We start from the raw sequence: 17,005 nt of genomic DNA, 5'->3' as shown, positions 1-17,005 counted from the left end.
TGACATCCGTAAGGTTTAAACGTTATTTATAAATTAAGAAATATAAAATATCTAAAGTTAATGAGGCCCCCTGCCTCCCGCGGGCCTCAGCGCCCTGTAGGGGCCCCTGAACTTGGCGTAGATGCTAATGTCATACCCTACCTTTATCATCCCCGCCAGGAGCACCGGCAGCTGGACGGCCCCAACGCTTACCAGGGCGCCAACTATTGCACCGCCCGGCAGGGAGGCCAGCAGCCTAGCGGTGTTAGTCAGCGAGTTGGCCGGGGCCAGGTCCTCCCTGGGAAACACCTCGGACATGAAGGCCTGCCTCGTAGGCACGTCCATCTGGGAGAGCGACTGCCTTGCCAGCAGCGTGGCCGCCGCCAGGGTGAAGCTGGGCGAGAGGGCCACGCCGACAAGGAAGACGTTAGACGCGAGGTGGCTGAATACCATGATGTTTAGGTTGCCATAACGCCTTGCCAGCGGGTACGTGGCCAGTATGGAGACCCCGGTTAAGGCTAACGCTACGGAGAAGAGGGGCCCAAGCCTGCTCAGGCCGACGCCGTAGCGGTAGTGGAACCAGAAGGAGAGCAGGGACAGCGACACGAGCCCCCCTCCGAAGGCGTCGGCCGCAAACATGGCGGCCAGCAGGGCGGCCGTTGACCTCGACCTCTCGTTAGAGAAGTACCTCTTGCCTGGCCTCCTGGCCGGCATTGTGAGCCTGGAGTAGAGGGCCAGCATCGCCAGGCCTGAGGCCACGAGGCCCAGGTAGACCGCCCTGAGGTCCCTGAGGGGCGTCACGGCAAGGCTTCCCAGCGACGAGGCGGCGTAGCCAAGGAAGTTGTAGATCGTGTATGCCATCTGGGGGTCCCTGGAGACCAGCGGTATCACTGACGTCTCGACGGACTGGTACGGCCCCGCCTCGGTGCCCGTGGTGCTTATGTTGCCAAGCGCCAGGAACGCCATTATGACAGCCACTTCCCTGGAGGCGTAGAGGGCGACGCCGCTGGCGGCCGTCAGCGCCGACATTGCCATCAGGGTCAGCCTGAGGCCCTGTCCGTGGAGCCTGGCCACCAAGAGGTTTGACGCCACGTTGCCTAAAACCATGAGCACAACGGCAGCGCCGACGTAGAGCGGTCCAAGTCCGAGCGACTCCAGGTACAGGGGCGTCACGACGCTGACAGCGGCCGAGCTCAGCACCCTGATTAACTTAACCAGGTATAGCGACAGCTCCTGCGGAGTCAGGGCCCTATCCTGGTAGCCTCAAAAAGGGGGAGAGAAAAATAAAAATTAAGGTTGTTGAGCTGAGGTTTATTTCCTGAAGCCCCACTTGTTTATCCTCAGGCCGAGCACGCCGTAGAGGGTTATCCAGGCGCCTATAAGCACGAATATCATGAAGACGAAGCTTGATATGGCCATCTGGGTGTTGCCGCTCAGTATGTGCCCGCTGGCGCAGCCGTTGGCCATCCTGGCGCCGAAGAGCACCAGGTAGGCGCCGAAGAAGCTGCCGAGGGCCCTCTTGGCCTCGCTGTCGCCGAACCTCCTGGCCCACAGGGTCGGCACCTGCCTCCTGTAGCCCATGAACCTCCTCGTGACGAAGAGCGAGCTTATCAGCGCTCCCAGGAAGGTGCCGAGGTCGCTGAAGGGCTCCCAGCCTATCTCGCTGAAGGGCTTGTCGTACGGCACCCCGTTCTTGAAGCCGAGGCCTCCGAAGAGCTGCCAGTAGGGGTTAGCGGCTGCCCACCTCGGGTTGATGGCGTATGCTATCTGTGCGCCTATCCATGAGAACGTGGTGGACTCGCCGAAGATCTGCCTGAGGTAGATAACGGCCACGGCCGTCACTGTGAAGGCTATGCCCAGCAGTATGATGGACCTCGAGTTCCTTATGCTGCTCTCGTTGGTCAGCCTTGTTATGAACTTGTTAGCCTTAGGGTACTTCCTCATCTCCTCAGCTACGACCTCCTCCCAGACGGTCGACTCCTTGCTGGCGCCCGACAGGTGGTAGGCGCAGGACTGCCTCACAGGCTGCCCTGGGTACCTTGGCAGGAACATGAACATGCTGAACATTATTATGAAGAACACCACTGCAACGGCAAAGTACCCGAGCCTGTCAGACATGCTGAAGCCAGCCAGAGTGGCCCAGGTTATTGGGCCGAAGTTGAGGGTGTTCCAGAAGAAGCCCCTGGCGGCGCCGAATATCAGCGACCAGGTGAGGGCGCCGAGCAGGCCGCCTATCACAGCGTATATGGCGTCCCTCCTGCCCTGGCCGAGGCTTATCCATATCAGCCCTGGGAAGTACCCTGAGAGGCCAACCCCTATGCCGAAGAGCAGGCCTCCAACTACAATGCCGGGCACGAAGAAGTCCTTGATGCCGAAGTGGGGCGCGGTGCCAGGTATCAGGTAGAGGCCGTAGAGGAGCAGGGCCCCAAGCCCAATGGCGAAGCCGAAGCACACCATTAGGAACCTGTCCTGGAAGGACACGACCCTCCAGACTATGTCAGGGTCACCCCAGTTCCAGATCTCCAGCGGGGTGGCCAGCACGAAGCCCGCAAGTATGCCGAGGAGCAGCGGGGCAGGCTGGTGGTGCAGGTCAAGCTGGAAGTAGAGGCCAAGCCCGAGGAGTATTATGGCGAGCGCCAGCAGGACGCCGCTTATGGTCCAGTAGGCCTCCCTGTCCCTCTTCTCCTCGGCCTCCTGCGGCACAGTTGGATTCGCCACGGTATTCACCTCACAAAAGGTGAAAAGATGTAAAACAAACTTATAAAAGTTTATTGTTTAATTAAATGCATTTTTAAGAGTTATATTTTTGGCCTATATAATTAAGTTATTAAAAAGAGTTTCAAAATTCAATTATTCTAATTAATGTTCCATTTTTCTAAATTTTCCTGCGGCTCCAGCTGTAAGCTTTTTAATGCTTCCCTAAAGTATTGTTAATGGCCCTGTGGGCCGGTAGCTCAGCTGGAAGAGCGCTCGGTTGGCATCCGAGAGGTCCCGGGTTCAAGTCCCGGCCGGTCCACCAGGGCCCCTAATTATGCCTTCGCGGCCAATCGCTAAGGCCTCATAGAGGCCTGCCGCAGAAGCCTTGGCAGGCCCGCGGGGCCTGCTGCTTCATGGCTACAGCCAGGACATCAGTTAAGCCCATGGGCCTGCCAGCCGCGCGGAGGGCCCTGGGCCCCTTAGGTCACCAGCCCCAGTGTTACTGTGCCCTACCTCTGCTCACCGCCTAGCTGCAAGGCTTCCTCTGGAGCCGGTGTTTCCCTTGGACGAGATAGACAACATATTCGAGGCCGCCGCCAGGAGCAGGGTGTTCAAGAACAGGGAGGTGCTGCTCCCCGACTACGTGCCCCTAGAGCTGCCGCACAGGGAGGCTGAGATAAAGAGGCTTGCCGAGGTGGTGGCCCCGGCCCTCAGGGGCGAGAGGCCCAGCAACGCGTTCATCTACGGCCTCACGGGCACCGGGAAGACGGCGGTGACGAAGTACGTGCTGAGGAGGCTTGAGGAGCTTGCCAAGGCCAGGGGCTCCAGCGTGTCGTGGATATACGTCAACGTGAGGCAGAGGGAGACCCCGTACAAGGTGCTCGCCGACATGGGGGAGCAGCTGGGCCTCAGGGTGCCCTTCACGGGGCTCTCCATAGGGGAGCTGTTCTCAAGGATAGTCAAGAGGCTCTCAAAGCTTGAGGGCGTCTACATAGTTGTGCTCGATGAGATAGACTTCCTGGTCAGGAAGGGGGACGATGTCCTGTACGACCTGACCAGGATAAACGAGCACCTGCCCAGGGCCAAGGTGTCGCTGATAGGCATAACTAACAGCGTGAAGCTCGTGGACTCCCTGGACCCCAGGGTCAAGAGCAGCCTGGGCGAGGAGCAGCTGGTATTCTCGCCCTACAACGCTGAGCAGCTGAAGGACATACTCTCCAGGAGGGCCTCCATGGCGTTCAACGAGGGCGCGCTGGAGGAGGGAGTCATACCGCTTGTGGCCGCCCTGGCGGCCAGGGAGCACGGCGACGCCAGGAGGGCCCTGGACATGCTCAGGGTGGCGGGGGAGATAGCTGAGAGGGAGGGGGCTGACAGGGTGAGCGAGGACCACGTCTACAGGGCCAGGCAGGAGATAGAGAGGGACAAGGCCAGCGACGTCATAAGGACCCTGCCCCTGCACAGCAAGCTGATACTGGCGGCGATACTCAAGGCCTCGTTGACGTCGCCGGAGGGGAGGGCTACCACGGGAGAGATATACGACGCCTACAGGCAGCTGGCCTCCTCCTTAGGCCTCGAGGAGGTGACCCTGAGGAGGGTGAGCGGCGTCCTCGGGGAGCTCGACATGCTGGGCATAATAAGCAGCAGGGTGATAAGCAGGGGCAGGTACGGCAAGACAAGGGTAGTTGAGCTGGCCGTCAGCCCTGACACGGTGATAGGCTCCCTCTCGGAGGACCCCACGGTGGGCTCAATGGTCCAGTCAATGTCAACTAAGGGGCTCACTGGGAAGAGAGGGAGGGCCACTTCATGAGCTTCCTCACGTCCTCCGGCACCCTGTCAAGGTGTGAGGTGAGCCAGGCCACGTCCTCCTTAACCTTCCTGAACTTGTCGTCCAGCATCCTCGGTATGCCGTCAATTATTGGGTACCACCTGCCGCAGCTCCTGCAGACTAGGACCCCCTCTATGACGTCCTTGTTGACGCACTGGGCGCAGGTCTCCAGGGGCACCTGGGCCGCGGGCCTCCTGAGCAGGTAGCAGGTCTCCCTGCACCTAACCTTGGCTGGGTCAACGTTGGCCCTGCTCTCGTCAACCCTGAACTCTACCAGCACCAGGTCAGGGCTCTTGCACACGGGGCAGGCAAGCAGCTCAAAGAAGTAGTACCTCACTTCCCGGCTCCCCCGCACCTGGAGCGGTACAGGTCCTCGACCTGCTTAACTATGGCCTCCGCCCTCTCCCTTGTCCTGGCCTCCACCGATATCCTCATTATTGGCTCGGTCCCGCTGGGCCTCACGAGGACCCAGAAGTCGTCGCCTATCACCTTGACCCCGTCTATGGTTATCTGCCTGTAGCCCGAGAAGGCCTCCTTGACGGCCTCGACGCCGCACAGCGCCTGCTCCCTGGTGGCCTCCACCTTGGTCTTTATGGCGTAGTACTGGGGCAGCGAGTCGTAGAGCTCCCCGAGGCTCCTGCCCTCGAGGGCAAGCATGTAGAGGGCAAGGGCTGTGGTCATGCCCCCGTCCCTGACGGTGTGATGTGGCACGTGCATGTAGCCGCCGTTGTCCTCGAAGCCGCTTATGGCCCCTCCCTCGCTTAATATTGTCCTCGCTATGGTGACGCTGCCCACGGGCGTCCACCTGACCTCAACGCCCGTCGGCCTCAGGTACTCCTCGACCAGCTGGCTGCTCGAGACGGCGGTGTAGGTCCTCATGGGCAGGCCCTTCCACCTGCCGCTCTCAACAACGAAGCGAGTCAGCAGGGCGCCTGCCCTGTCGCCCCATATGAGCCTCCCCCTCTCGTCTATCAGTATGGCCCTGTCGGCGTCGCCGTCGTGGGCAACACCCATGTTGACGCCCGCCTCCCTCACGAACCTGAGCGTGAGGGCAAGGTTCTCCTCGTTGGGCTCCGGGTTCCTCCCCGGGAAGCCGGGGTCGAGGTTGCAGTTCACAGTTATGGCCCTAACCTCCAGCTCCCTGAGTATCAGGGGGGTCGTGACGGCGCCGACGCTGTTGGCGCAGTCCACTAGGACCCTGAACCCCTTCTTCGCTATAAGGTCGCTGTCGACCTGGGAGACGACCGCCTTAACGTACGTGTCTATGACCACCTGGCTCACGTCGGCGACGTCATATACCATTGACCTCCACGGCAGGTTGGTCTCGTGGCCCTTGAAGTAGTAGTCCTCTATTATGGGCTCCCTCTCGTGGGGTATCTCAACGCCGTCGTGCTCAATCACCTTTATTCCGTTGTACTCCCTCGGGTTGTGGCTGGCTGTTATCATGACGCCCCCGTCAAAGCCCAGGGCCTTGACCCCGTACTGCATTGTGGGGGTGGGCACCATGCCGGCGTAATACACCTTTACCCCCTCAGCCATGAGCCCCGCGGCAACCGCCCTGGCCAGGGCGTCCCCAGCTGCCCTGGCGTCCCTGGCCAGCAGCACCCTGGACCCGGGGCCGAAGTAGGCGCCTATGGCGTGCCCCATCTTCAGTGCGAAGGTGGGAGTCATGAGGTCCCCGACAACCCCCCTGACGCCGTCAGTGCCAAACAGCTTAGCCAAGGCTTCCCCCGCTGCTGTGAAGTTGGGCAGGCTATTAACCCTTCAGCCGGCGGCTGCTCGCCTTGGCCGCGAGAGTCGCTTTAACGGAAAACCACTTATACGTGGTAACATTATCTGATAAGTGGTGAAACATTGGAGAACCTGGGCATGAAGATCAAGGGATTCCTGGCGCTCAGCAGGCTGCCGTTCCTGACGCCTGGGCTCTCGCTGTTCATTGCAGGCCTCCTGCTGGGCTGGGAGCAGGAGGGCCTCAGGTTTTACGGCCTTGACGCCGAAGGAGGCCGTCTACGTTGTCAGGAGGGCAGCGGAGCTCCAGGGCAGGTCAAACCTGGTGATAGCTCCCATAGGCGTGCCCTGGTACTACGCTTACCTTGCCTCCAAGTCAGGCCTGCCCCTTGGCGTCTCCAGGTACTTCGTCTACGGCTGCGCCGCAGGCAGGGGGATGTTCTACATAAAGCCTGACGGCGAGGTCTGGCCCTGCCCGTTCCTGTCAGTCTCAGCCGGCAACGCGGCCAGGGAGCCGGCCTCAAGGATATGGAACAGCCCCCTGTTCAGGTCCCTGAGGTCAAGGGACTCCCTACAGGGGGCCTGCGGGTCCTGCAGGTTCAAGGAAGTCTGCGGCGGCTGCAGGGCAAGGACCTACATAAGGCATGACAGCCCCTACGCCGAGGACCCCCTATGCCCGCTCTCAAATGGGGCTGAGGACCTGGTCAGGGCTGTCGAGGCTGCCGAGCCGACGCCCTGCACTGCCCCCATAGTCATAGGGTAGGGGGCGACACTGTAGGCGCCGCGCCTGGCTGGCTCGCCTGGGAGGCCCTCAGCTGCCCCTCAACCTCGCCCAGGCCGACGTAGTCTAATATGAGGCCCACCAGAGGGAGGAACGGCACGAAGAACAGGGCGGTGAGTATCCCGCCTATCTTCAGGGTGCTGTTGTTGTAGGCGCTGCCTACGCTGTAAAAGCCCACGCCAATCATCACAAACCCCACGATTACTATTACCAGGCCCATTATCGCCACCGCGGCGCCGCCGAGGAGGACTATGAACATCAGCAGGATTCCGAGTAACGCTATCGCCAGGCCCACAACAATGAGCATCACGCCGGAGGCCCCTAAGGACCCTCCCTTGCCCATGGAGGAGAGCGTGGTGAAGCCTCTCCTGAGGTTCATAAGCGCCATCACGGCTAATACTAGGCCTATCAGCAACGACACGACTTCAACTATTGGCGATGCCGAGTGGGTTATGAAGCCAGACACGTAGAAAACGCTGCTCAGGAGGTCTGATATGAAAATGTAGATCAGGCCCCTCTTGAGGTCCCCAACTCCCTCAAGCTCGCCGCTGTTGGACAAGCATAACACCAATGTATAGCGGTATAGCCCATATATATGTGTTAACAGGCGTTTTTACTAGTGCTTTTAAAATTTTTTGTGCGCAGTTAACTCTTTGAACCGGCGGCCTGGGTGCCAAGCTTTGTCTCCACCTCGCCCAGGCCCACGTAACAGAATATGAGGCCTACGAAGCTGGTTATGAGCAGCGGTATGGCCACCAGGATGCCGCCCGCCTCAAGGATGCCGTTGTTGTAGGAGGAGCCGACCTCAAAGAAGCCCACGCCTATGAAGATATACCCAACCACGATGATAACCAGGCCAACCATTATGAGCAGGAGGCCCCCTATGAGGCTCAGCAGAGCCCCTACTATGACTATCAGTATCCCGACAAGGACCACTATGACTCCCGCGGAGCCCGTGAGGCCTCCCCTGCCGGCAAGGGCCAGCATGCTGAAGCCCTCCCTGAGGTTGACAAAGGAGAGGACCATCAGGACCAGCGATACGACGCCCAGGGCCACGGCCGCCGTCAGGGCCCCCAGGGCGGCCGCCCCGCCGTAGCTCACGTACCTGACGTGCACCATGCCAGGGCCAACTATGGTCCTGGGGTACCCGGTTAGGCCAAAGCCCAGGGCGACCACCGCCGGCAGAAGCATGAGGAGCAGCGGCACTATTATCATGTAAAGCGCTCCTGACCTCAGCCTCCTTATGCCCTCGAGCTCCTGCGACATCCTCTCACCGCGGGCGCGCGGACCCCCGCCGCGTTCCCGGAACCAGGTCAGGCTTTAACCCCGCGGCTCCTCACGCCCAGTCACCACGAACGTCAACGGCCGGGCTAGGTTGCTCCCTTCCGGGCCTGGCCAGGTTAGCCCGGCTGAGGCCGTCAACGCCCGTCCTCCGGCGGGCGCTCGGCCACCGTTGACCCCGTGGGCTGGGCGCTCACAGTTACCGCGGGAGCCTTGGCCTGGCCCTGTGGCCCGCGGCGGAGTTACTGGCCCCCGCGTGGCGCCCTCGGGCCATGGGAGGGAGGCGGCCCCTCCGGCCCTTCCCGCGCGCCCAACACTAAAGCCTTGGGGGAAGTTAAAAGCTACCCCTGGCTTGCACTGACAACCCTAAGTTATCCTGGGTCGAGGGACGCTTCGTCTTGATACTGTATTAATACACATCTAAGATATTTAATCCGTATGTATATATTTTCAAGGGCACCCCGCTTATTGTCCCCTTGGCCCACCGCCCTCCTTGGCGAGCCTCCATGCCATTCGTGAACGAGAACACATACAACAGGTACGTGGCCGAGGGCAGGGAGGAGGAGTTCCACAGGCTTTACGAGGCGGCCCTCGAGAAGGTGAAGGAGGAGCTTGGCAGGGAGTACCCGATCCTGATAGGCAAGGAGGAGGTCAGGACGGAGAAGAAGATTGTCGAGAGGTCCCCCATAGACACCTCCATAGTGGTGGGCGTCTTCCAGTCAGGGAGCGTTGAAGACGTCTCACGCGCTGTTGACGTGGCTAAGGCCGCGTTCAAGGAGTGGTCCTCCGTTGACTGGAGGGACAGGGTCGAGCTGTCGCTGAAGGCGGCGGAGGAGATAAGGAGGCAGAAGTTCGAGCTGGCGGCGCTCATGACTTACGAGAACGGCAAGAACAGGTTTGAGAGCGTCGCAGAGATAGACGAGACTATAGACTACTTCACGTACTACGCCCACATACTTGAGGAGAACAGGGGCTTCGTGAGGGAGATGGAGAGCCGCATATACAGGAACGAGCACGCCTACTCCGTTATGAGGCCCTACGGCGCGTGGCTGATAATGGCCCCCTTCAACTTCCCGGCAGCAATAACGACAACTATGACCCTCGGCGCGGTGATAACAGGCAACACAGTAGTGGTGAAGCCGTCGCCCCACACGCCGCTCCTGCCCTACAAGATGGTTGAGGCCATGAGGAGGGCAGGCTTCCCGCCGGAGGTCGTCAACTACATAACCGTCGAGAACGAGGTGATAGCCAAGTACCTCGAGACTGACAACAAGTTGGACGGCCTCGCCTTCACGGGCTCCAAGGAGGTGGGCCAGAGGCTGCTGAAGCAGTTCATAAACATAAGGCCAAGGCCGGCCGTGCTGGAGCTGGGAGGCAAGAACGCCACGATAGTGACCGCCAAGGCGGACCTGAACAAGGCGGTCGAGGGGGTCTTCAGGGGAGCCTTCGGCTTCGGGGCCCAGAAGTGCTCGGCCACCGCCAGGGTCTTCGTTGAGGCCCCAGTTTACGACAAGTTCGTGGAGATGCTCGTGGAGAGGGTCAAGAATGCAGTCATAGGCGACCCGAGGAGGAGGGAGACGTTCCTCGGGCCAATAATAAACAAGGCCGCGGTGGAGAAGTACAGGAGGTTCATAGAGCAGGCCAAGAGGGAGGGCGGGAGGATACTAGTGGGAGGCCGCGTCATTGAGGAGGAGAAGAGCTACCTGGTCGAGCCCACAGTGGTCGTGGACCTGCCGTACACCAGCGACCTCTGGAGGACGGAGCTCTTCGTGCCGATACTGCTAGTGATGAAGGTGGACAGCCTGGAGGAGGCGGTAAGGTACGCCAACGACGTGGACTACGGCCTGACCGCTGGGATATTCTCAGAGGACCCGAAGGAGGTCCAGTACTTCTTCGACAACATAGAGGCCGGCGTCACCTACGCCAACAGGGTGGTGGGCTCCACGACCGGCGCTATGCCAGGCGTGCAGCCCTTCGGAGGCTGGAAGGGCTCAGGCTGGACCGGCAGGAACGCCGGAGGGCCGTACTACCTGCTCTCGTTCATGAGGGAGCAGGCCCGGACCTGGTACGACTGAACTCAAAAAGGAACCCTTTAGCTTAGTTTCTTTTCAGCTCTTCCCTCTTTTCTCTTCTCTTTAGTGTTTGAGGTACTTTGATGACAGGTAGTCCAGGAGCCTCTGGGCGTTGTACTCCTCCCCTAGCTGCCTCCTCAGCAGCTCCTTCGGGGCGTAGGTTGCCCCGTACTTGTGCACAAGGTCCCTCAGGAACGACTTTACTGTGTCAAAGTCGCCCCTGGTGACGTAGCTGTATATGTCCCCCACGCGCGAGCTGAACGCGAAGTACATCATGGAGGCCACTATGTTACCCAGCGTGTACGTCGGGAAGTAGCCTATGGTTCCGTGGGCCCAGTGCACGTCCTGGAGTATGCCCTCGGCGTCGTTCTTTGGCCTCACGCCTATCAGCTTCTCGCTCTCGTCGTTCCACATCTCGGGCAGCTCGTCAACCTTGACCTCGCCGTTTATCATGAGCTGCTCCAGCTCGAACCTCAGGAGTATGTGCAGGTTATACGTGACCTCGTCGGCCTCCGTCCTTATGAGGCTCGGCCTCACGGTGGCGAAGTACCTGTAGAGGTCGTCCTCGCTTATGCCCTTGGTCAGCCCGAGCTCCTGGTCAAGCACGGGCTTTATGAGGGAGGCGAAGGCCCTGCTCCTGCCTATGACGTTCTCCCAGAACCTGCTCTGGCCCTCGTGAACCCCCAGGCTCACGCCAGACCCTATGGGGGTCATGGCCAGCTCGGGGTCGACCTGGAGCTCGTAGGTGGCGTGGCCGAACTCGTGAACCACGCTGAACAGGCTCCTCTTGAAGTCAAAGCCCTCGTACCTGGTGGTTATCCTGACGTCGTTGATCCCCATGTTGGTCGTGAACGGGTGTGGGCTCACGTCAAGCCTCGCCCTGTCCTGGGGGAACTTGAGTAGCTCCAGGACCCTCTGGTTGACCCTCCTCATGGCCTCCTCCTGGTACTTGGCCTCCTCCAGGGGGCTGGGCACGGTGTAGTAGCCGTCACTGACGACCTTGTCGAGCAGCCCCCTGAGGCCAGGGCCAAGGACGTCAAAGACGGCCTTCACGTCCCTGGTCCTCAGGCCCTCCTCGTACAGGTCAAGCAGGGCGTCGTAGGGCACCTCCTCGTAGCCCAGCTTCTCCGCCATCTGCTTGTTCAGGTCTATGAGCTTCTGGAGGTACGGCTTGAACGCGCTGAAGTCGGACCTCCTCTTGGCCTCGCTCCAGGCCATGAAGGCCTCAGAGGAAGTCTTGGCCATCTCGTAGGTCAGGCTCGGGGGCACCTTCCTGGCTATCCTCAGCTCCCTGTCGACTACCCTGACGACCCCCCTCTCGTAGTCGTTGAGGTTCTCCTGGGCCTTGGCCCTCTCGACTAGGGAGACGAACTGGTCGCTCAGGAGCAGCTCCTGGTACAGGGCCCTCAGCTCGGCGGTGGCCACAGCCCTCTCCTCGACGCCCTTAGACGGCATGTAGGTCTCCTCGTCCCACCCCATGAGTGACATGGCGTGGTTCAGGGCCCACAGCCTCCTGTACTTCTCAATAAGCTCCTTTATGACAGGATTCTCAAACTTAGGCAAGGCGGACCCCAGCTCTAGGAGCGGTGCGGGATATAAATGGTTAGCACCTTCACCCCTTGGACTCCAGCCTCTCCTCCTCCACTATGTTCACAGTGACCCCAGCGCTCCTGTAGGCCTCAGGCCTGGAGCGCGAGAGCCACGCGGTGTAGCCTATTGAGAACGCCAGCAGCGCGACGCCCACAATTACCGCCTGAGTCACTGGGAACTGAGGCGGCCATATGGACTCAACGAGCACGAACGCGAATATGGCCGTTGCCAGCGCCGGCAGGAAGTAGTGGAGGAGCGGGTGCACCACCTTGTTGAGCCCGAAGTGCCTCTCCCTGAGCCTCCTGAACATAACCATGACTGCGGTGTTGTTTATGAAGTGGGCCGTTATGAAGCCCACTAGGGCTATGGTAGTGAGGAAGTCAAAGGCGTTGCCCAGCGCCGTGACTATCCTCTGCGAGGTGGCGGGCAGCGCGAGCATGGCCAGCGGGCTGACGCCGCTGTAGTAGCCAACTATGAATGCGGACGCCACGGCGGCAGCGCTCGAGGCCACCCCCACGAAGAGCAGCGACTTGCTCGGGGTCACCCACCTGGGGTGCACGTATGAGAAGAACTTCGGGAGTATGCTGTCCCTCCCCATGGCGAAGTAGACCCTGCCCGCGTTTGACTGCATGGCGACGCTGTCTGAGAAGGCTGAGTTGAAGGCGAAGAGGGCAAGCATGAGGCCGCCAGCTATGCCCAGGTACTCGGTGTAAACTATTATGCCAGGTATGGCGCTGCTCGCGAAGGAGGTCAGCCTGTCGGTCCCCCACCCCACGGTGAGGCCGTAGGCCACCTCTGTCAGCACGACCCCAACTATGAGCACCCCGAGCACAAGGGCCTTGGTTATGTCCCTGCTCCTCCTCACCTCCTCGCCCAGCGGGGCGGAGCCCCCGTAGCCTATGAAGCTCGTGAGCCCAAATATCATGCCCAGCCCCAGGGCGGCCATGGGCCCCCCGTAGGCCTTCCAGTGGGGCCCGTATATCGCCTGCCAGGCGAAGGGGTCGAAGACCTTCCACGTGTTGTCGGGGGCCCTGAGTATTATTATGAGGGAGGTGATTGCCAGAAAGCTGACCTCAGTAAGGGCAGCGTACCTGAGGAACTTCATCTGGGGCCTTATGCCAACCGCGGCCAGCGCTATGGGGACCATTATGAAGACCACTATGAACGGCAGCCACACCCACCCAGGGAGGCTGACGCCCCAGAAGTAGTGGACGACGCCTGGCAGCACCACCCCGGCGACGTAAACTGGTATGGCCGCCGTGCTGGCTATCTGGTAGACCGGGTACATGAGCCCAGTCACTATGGCTGGGAAGGGCCCGAAGGCTGTGGCGACGTAGCCGTAGTAGCCCCCTGCGCTGGCGTGCCTCCTCGAGAGGTGGTAGAGCGTGTTGACCTCTATGAACATTGTCAGCGTGGCCAGGAGGAAGGCCAGGGGCGTCAGGACGAAGGCGAACGCCGCCGCGGACGTTATGAACGCCACGGTGTCGCACGCGGGCGCCATGGCAGCTATCTCCTGGGCTACGGCCTCAAGGGTTCCCACGACCCCCCTCCTAAGCCTTGGGACTGCCCTGGCTGCGCGGGGCTTTTCCTTGCCCTGAGCTAAGCTCGAGCTCCTCACGGCCTCTGGAGCTCACAACTTGTGCATAAAAACCTTTGTATTTTAAAATCCGTGTGCACAAGGAGTGTACTGGCTAAAGCCCTTATCCCTTGGGGCCCAGGGACGGCGGGGCTGCGGGTTGAAGGTCAACGTTATGTATGGCGGCGAGCTGGCCTCCATGGCAGGGGTCAGCAGGGAGACCGTGGAGCTCCAGGAGGGCTCGACGCTGTCGGACCTGCTGGCATATATTGAGAGGGCCCACGGCAGGAGGCTCCTGGAGGCCCTGGGCAACAGGCTTCTCCTCCTGGTCAACGGCAGGTCGGTCAAGCCCTCCGAGGTGAGCAGCCTGAGGCTGTCCGAGGGCGACTTCGTCTCGCTCCTGCCCCCGGTCCTCGGGGGCCTGCGTGGGCGTACAGTTTAGCCGCGTTTATTTTTCAGAAACTTTATATTAAACTAAATGAAAGCTAAGCTTTTATAAGAAGCTTTATACAGCGCAGCATGGGAAGTGGGATAAGTTGGCAAGGACAGGGCTGGTCCTATGGTTTGAGGAGGCCGACTGGAGGGACAAGAAGCTCCTTGGCGGCAAGGGCGCCTCTCTCGCCCAGATGACCCAGATAGGCCTTCCCGTGCCGCCGGGGTTCATAATAACCACCGAGGCCTGCCGCAAGTTCTACTCCTCCAGGAAGGCGGAGATGGACGAGCTTGAGAGGCAGCTCAGGGGCAACCCGCCGCCCGCGGTGAGGGATGAGATAATAAAGAAGATATGGGCCCTGATAGACCAGTGCGACCTGCCCGCCGGCCTAATGGAGGACGTCAGGGAGCACATGCAGGAGCTGGAGAGGAGGACTGGCAAGAAGTTCGGCGCAGCAGATGGCATACCGCTCCTGGTCTCAGTTAGGTCGGGCGCGGCGCTGTCAATGCCAGGCATGATGGACACTGTCCTCAACCTGGGACTTAACGACAACAGCGTCCAGGCCCTGGCAAAGGCAACGAACAACGAGTGGTTCGCATACGACGCCTACAGGAGGTTCATACAGATGTTCGCCAGGATTGTGCTGGCCCTGGACGAGAAGCCGTTCAACGACGCCTTCGACAGGAAGAGCGAGCAGTTCGCCAGGGAGGCGGAGACCACGTACAAGGACGAGCTTGACGCCATAAGGAAGCTCTACCCTGAGTACACTCCAAGGCTGGACGCCCAGCCGCCGAAGGACATAGCGCCCAGGCTGTGGGCCCGCTCGCTGGAGCTCATAAAGGAGCTGGTGGGCGAGTACAAGGACCTAGTAAGGAAGATGTGGGGCGAGTTCCCGCAGGACCCGTATGTGCAGCTCGAGCTTGCCATAAGGGCGGTGTTCAGGTCCTGGATGAACCCGAGGGCAATATTCTACAGGATAGCGAACAACATAACCCCTGACATGGCGGACTGCACGGCCGTGAACGTAGTAACGATGGTCTTCGGCAACATGGGCTGGGACTCGGGCACGGGAGTCTACTTCACCAGGGACCAGTCCACGGGCGAGGACAGGCCGTACGGCGAGTTCCTGCCCAACGCCCAGGGCGAGGACGTCGTGGCAGGCATAAGAACCCCGCTGGGCCTCGACGAGCTCAAGAAGAGGATGCCGGAGGTCTACAACCAGCTCATAGAGGCGGGCAAGAAGCTCGAGCAGGTGAACAAGGACGTCATGGACATAGAGTTCACGGTGGAGAGGGGTAAGCTGTACTTCCTGCAGAACAGGCCCGCAAAGATGACCCCGCTGGCCAGGGTCAGGAGCGCGGTCGAGATGGTGAAGGAGGGGCTGCTGACGAAGGAGGAGGCGCTGCTCAAGGTTGACCCAGAGCAGGTGAGGAGGCTGCTCTACCCGACCATAGACCCCAAGGTTAAGGCCACGCCTATAGCCAAGGGACTGCCGGCCTCGCCCGGGGCCGCCAGCGGCCAGGTGGTCTTCAACCCTGACGACGCCGTCGAGTGGGCCAAGCAGGGCAAGAAGGTCATACTGGTCAGGGTTGAGACCAAGCCAGACGACGTCCACGGCTTCTACGCCGCCCAGGGCGTGCTGACCTCAAGGGGAGGTATGACCTCGCACGCGGCCATAGTGGCCAGGGCCATAGGCAAGCCGGCCGTCGTCGGCGCAGAGGCCATAAAGATAGACTACGACTCCAAGACTTTCACGGTGAACGGCGTCACAGTGAAGGAGGGCGACTGGGTAACCATAGACGGCAACAGCGGCTCCGTCTACCTCGGCGAGCTGCCAACCGTGACCCCAGAGCTCGGGGGGTGGCTCGACGAGCTGCTGAAGTGGGCCGACGAGGAGAGGAGGCTGGGCGTCAGGGCCAACGCGGACGTGCCAGAGGACGCCATGATGGCCAAGAAGTTCGGCGCCGAGGGCATAGGGCTGCTGAGGATAGAGAGGATGTTCAGGAAGCCGGAGAGGCTGGAGGCCCTGAGGAGGGTCATACTGGCAGCTGACGACAAGGAGAGGGAGGCCCACATGAAGGAGCTCGCCGACATGATAAAGCCAGACTTCAAGGAGATGCTGGACATAATGGACGGCAAGCCCGTGGTCATAAGGCTCATAGACCCGCCGCTCCACGAGTTCCTGCCCTCAAGCGAGGAGCTGCTGGCGCAGATCTACGACCTCAGGGAGCAGAGGGAGAGGGCCCAGGCCTCCGGCGACGCCGCCAAGGTTAAGGAGCTTGACCAGAAGATTGCTGAGCTCCAGGGCCTCTACAACAGGGTCAAGGTGCTGCAGGAGGCCAACCCAATGATGGGACACAGGGGAGTCAGGGTGGGAGTAACCTACCCGGTGATCTACTACTACCTGACCAGGGCGATGGCTGAGGCGGCCGCGGAGCTCATAAAGGAGGGCAAGCGCCCCGTGCTTGAGATAATGGTGCCGCAGGTGTCCGACGTGAACGAGATAAGGTTCGTCAAGAACAACGCCATACTGCCAGCGCTCAGCGACGTTGAGAAGGAGTACGGCGTCAAGCTCAACGTGAAGATAGGCACCATGATAGAGACCGTGAGGGCCGCCCTGACCGCCAGCGAGATAGCTAAGGAGGTTGACTTCTTCAGCTTTGGAACCAACGACCTGACCCAGGCCACCTTCAGCTTCAGCAGGGACGACGTTGAGAACAAGTTCATGAACCAGTACCTCGAGAAGGGCATACTGGCCAACGACCCGTTCGACACGGTTGACGTTAAGGGAGTCGGGAGGCTCGTGGAGATAGCCACCAAGGAGGGCAAGGAGGCCAACCCCAAGCTAGAGGTTGGCGTCTGCGGCGAGCACGGCGGCGACCCGGCCTCAATTAACTTCTTCCACGGGGCCGGAGTTGACTACGTGAGCGCCTCGCCGTTCAGGGTGCCCGTCGCCAGGCTGGCCGCCGCGCAGGCCGCGGTAAAGGAGAAGCTGGGCATCAAGGGAGCTGTAGGCGAGTGATCACTCCCCCTTTATCAATTT

General features: G+C 60.7%; 13 protein-coding genes, 1 tRNA gene and 1 other RNA gene. 6 read left to right on the top strand and 9 right to left on the bottom strand.

Features of this window, described 5'->3' with window-relative positions; all coding sequences use genetic code 11:
* Positions 1-57: 57 nt before the first annotated feature.
* A complete protein-coding gene (locus tag ACZ5OO_RS00270) occupies positions 58-1,179 on the bottom strand; it encodes an MFS transporter (protein WP_464078244.1) in 1,122 nt (373 codons plus the stop codon).
* 111 nt (positions 1,180-1,290) lie between these two features.
* Positions 1,291-2,697, bottom strand: coding sequence for a YeeE/YedE thiosulfate transporter family protein (locus ACZ5OO_RS00265; RefSeq protein WP_202965437.1), 1,407 nt, complete (start codon positions 2,695-2,697; stop codon positions 1,291-1,293).
* A 225-nt stretch (positions 2,698-2,922) separates the two neighbouring features.
* On the opposite strand from ACZ5OO_RS00265, the gene ACZ5OO_RS00260 reads away from it, so the two are divergent.
* Positions 2,923-2,998, top strand: a tRNA-Ala gene (locus ACZ5OO_RS00260).
* 231 nt (positions 2,999-3,229) lie between these two features.
* Positions 3,230-4,483 carry a Cdc6/Cdc18 family protein gene (locus ACZ5OO_RS00255; protein WP_013266667.1) on the top strand — a complete coding sequence of 418 codons (1,254 nt, stop codon included), beginning with the start codon at positions 3,230-3,232 and terminating at the stop codon, positions 4,481-4,483.
* Here the strand turns inward: ACZ5OO_RS00255 and ACZ5OO_RS00250 are convergent.
* Entirely contained in the window at positions 4,452-4,838 is a 387-nt protein-coding gene (locus tag ACZ5OO_RS00250; protein ID WP_464078243.1) for a Trm112 family protein, read from the bottom strand. The two genes, ACZ5OO_RS00255 and ACZ5OO_RS00250, sit on opposite strands and share 32 nt — an antisense overlap.
* Positions 4,835-6,223 carry a phosphoglucosamine mutase gene (gene glmM, locus ACZ5OO_RS00245; RefSeq protein WP_464078242.1) on the bottom strand — a complete coding sequence of 463 codons (1,389 nt, stop codon included), beginning with the start codon at positions 6,221-6,223 and terminating at the stop codon, positions 4,835-4,837. Before glmM ends, ACZ5OO_RS00250 begins: the two co-directional genes overlap by 4 nt.
* Positions 6,224-6,488: 265 nt before the next feature.
* On the opposite strand from glmM, the gene ACZ5OO_RS00240 reads away from it, so the two are divergent.
* Positions 6,489-6,992, top strand: coding sequence for an SPASM domain-containing protein (locus tag ACZ5OO_RS00240; protein WP_464078241.1), 504 nt, complete (start codon positions 6,489-6,491; stop codon positions 6,990-6,992).
* On the opposite strand, the gene ACZ5OO_RS00235 is transcribed toward ACZ5OO_RS00240, so the two are convergent.
* The 3 genes from ACZ5OO_RS00235 to ffs all read right to left on the bottom strand — a co-directional run bounded on the left by ACZ5OO_RS00235 (position 6,982) and on the right by ffs (position 8,600).
* Positions 6,982-7,569 (bottom strand): DUF973 family protein, encoded by a 588-nt coding sequence (locus tag ACZ5OO_RS00235; protein ID WP_464078240.1) that lies wholly within the window; start codon positions 7,567-7,569, stop codon positions 6,982-6,984. The genes ACZ5OO_RS00240 and ACZ5OO_RS00235 overlap by 11 nt on opposite strands.
* 86 nt (positions 7,570-7,655) lie before the next feature.
* Positions 7,656-8,276 (bottom strand): DUF973 family protein, encoded by a 621-nt coding sequence (locus tag ACZ5OO_RS00230; protein WP_013266662.1) that lies wholly within the window; start codon positions 8,274-8,276, stop codon positions 7,656-7,658.
* Positions 8,277-8,290: 14 nt separating this feature from the next.
* Positions 8,291-8,600, bottom strand: an RNA gene (gene ffs, locus ACZ5OO_RS00225) — signal recognition particle sRNA.
* 197 nt (positions 8,601-8,797) lie between these two features.
* Here ffs and ACZ5OO_RS00220 point away from each other — a divergent pair.
* Positions 8,798-10,366 carry an aldehyde dehydrogenase family protein gene (locus tag ACZ5OO_RS00220; RefSeq protein ID WP_013266661.1) on the top strand — a complete coding sequence of 523 codons (1,569 nt, stop codon included), beginning with the start codon at positions 8,798-8,800 and terminating at the stop codon, positions 10,364-10,366.
* Between the two features lie 60 nt (positions 10,367-10,426).
* Here the strand turns inward: ACZ5OO_RS00220 and ACZ5OO_RS00215 are convergent, their stop codons facing one another.
* Together ACZ5OO_RS00215 and ACZ5OO_RS00210 are read right to left on the bottom strand one after the other, a co-directional pair.
* Positions 10,427-11,926 (bottom strand): carboxypeptidase M32, encoded by a 1,500-nt coding sequence (locus tag ACZ5OO_RS00215; RefSeq protein ID WP_464078239.1) that lies wholly within the window; start codon positions 11,924-11,926, stop codon positions 10,427-10,429.
* A 49-nt stretch (positions 11,927-11,975) separates the two neighbouring features.
* Positions 11,976-13,571: an APC family permease gene (locus ACZ5OO_RS00210; RefSeq protein WP_464078238.1), complete on the bottom strand. Its 1,596-nt coding sequence runs from the start codon at positions 13,569-13,571 to the stop codon at positions 11,976-11,978.
* Positions 13,572-13,689: 118 nt separating this feature from the next.
* Here ACZ5OO_RS00210 and ACZ5OO_RS00205 point away from each other — a divergent pair, with 118 nt between their 5' ends.
* Together ACZ5OO_RS00205 and ppdK are read left to right on the top strand one after the other, a co-directional pair.
* Positions 13,690-13,971: a MoaD/ThiS family protein gene (locus tag ACZ5OO_RS00205; RefSeq protein ID WP_013266658.1), complete on the top strand. Its 282-nt coding sequence runs from the start codon at positions 13,690-13,692 to the stop codon at positions 13,969-13,971.
* A gap of 94 nt (positions 13,972-14,065) precedes the next feature.
* A complete protein-coding gene (gene ppdK, locus ACZ5OO_RS00200; RefSeq protein WP_464078237.1) occupies positions 14,066-16,984 on the top strand; it encodes a pyruvate, phosphate dikinase in 2,919 nt (972 codons plus the stop codon).
* Positions 16,985-17,005: the final 21 nt, after the last annotated feature.

It is taken from the genome of Acidilobus aceticus (assembly GCF_055392325.1).
Note: the sequence above shows the minus strand (reverse complement) of the source record. Positions and strands in the feature narration are given on the sequence as shown.

Coding starts and splice junctions, on each gene's coding strand:
- ACZ5OO_RS00230 (WP_013266662.1), bottom strand. CDS start 8,276: ATGTCGCAGGAGCTCGAGGGCATAAGGAGGCTGAGGTCAGGAGCGCTT.
- ACZ5OO_RS00220 (WP_013266661.1), top strand. CDS start 8,798: ATGCCATTCGTGAACGAGAACACATACAACAGGTACGTGGCCGAGGGC.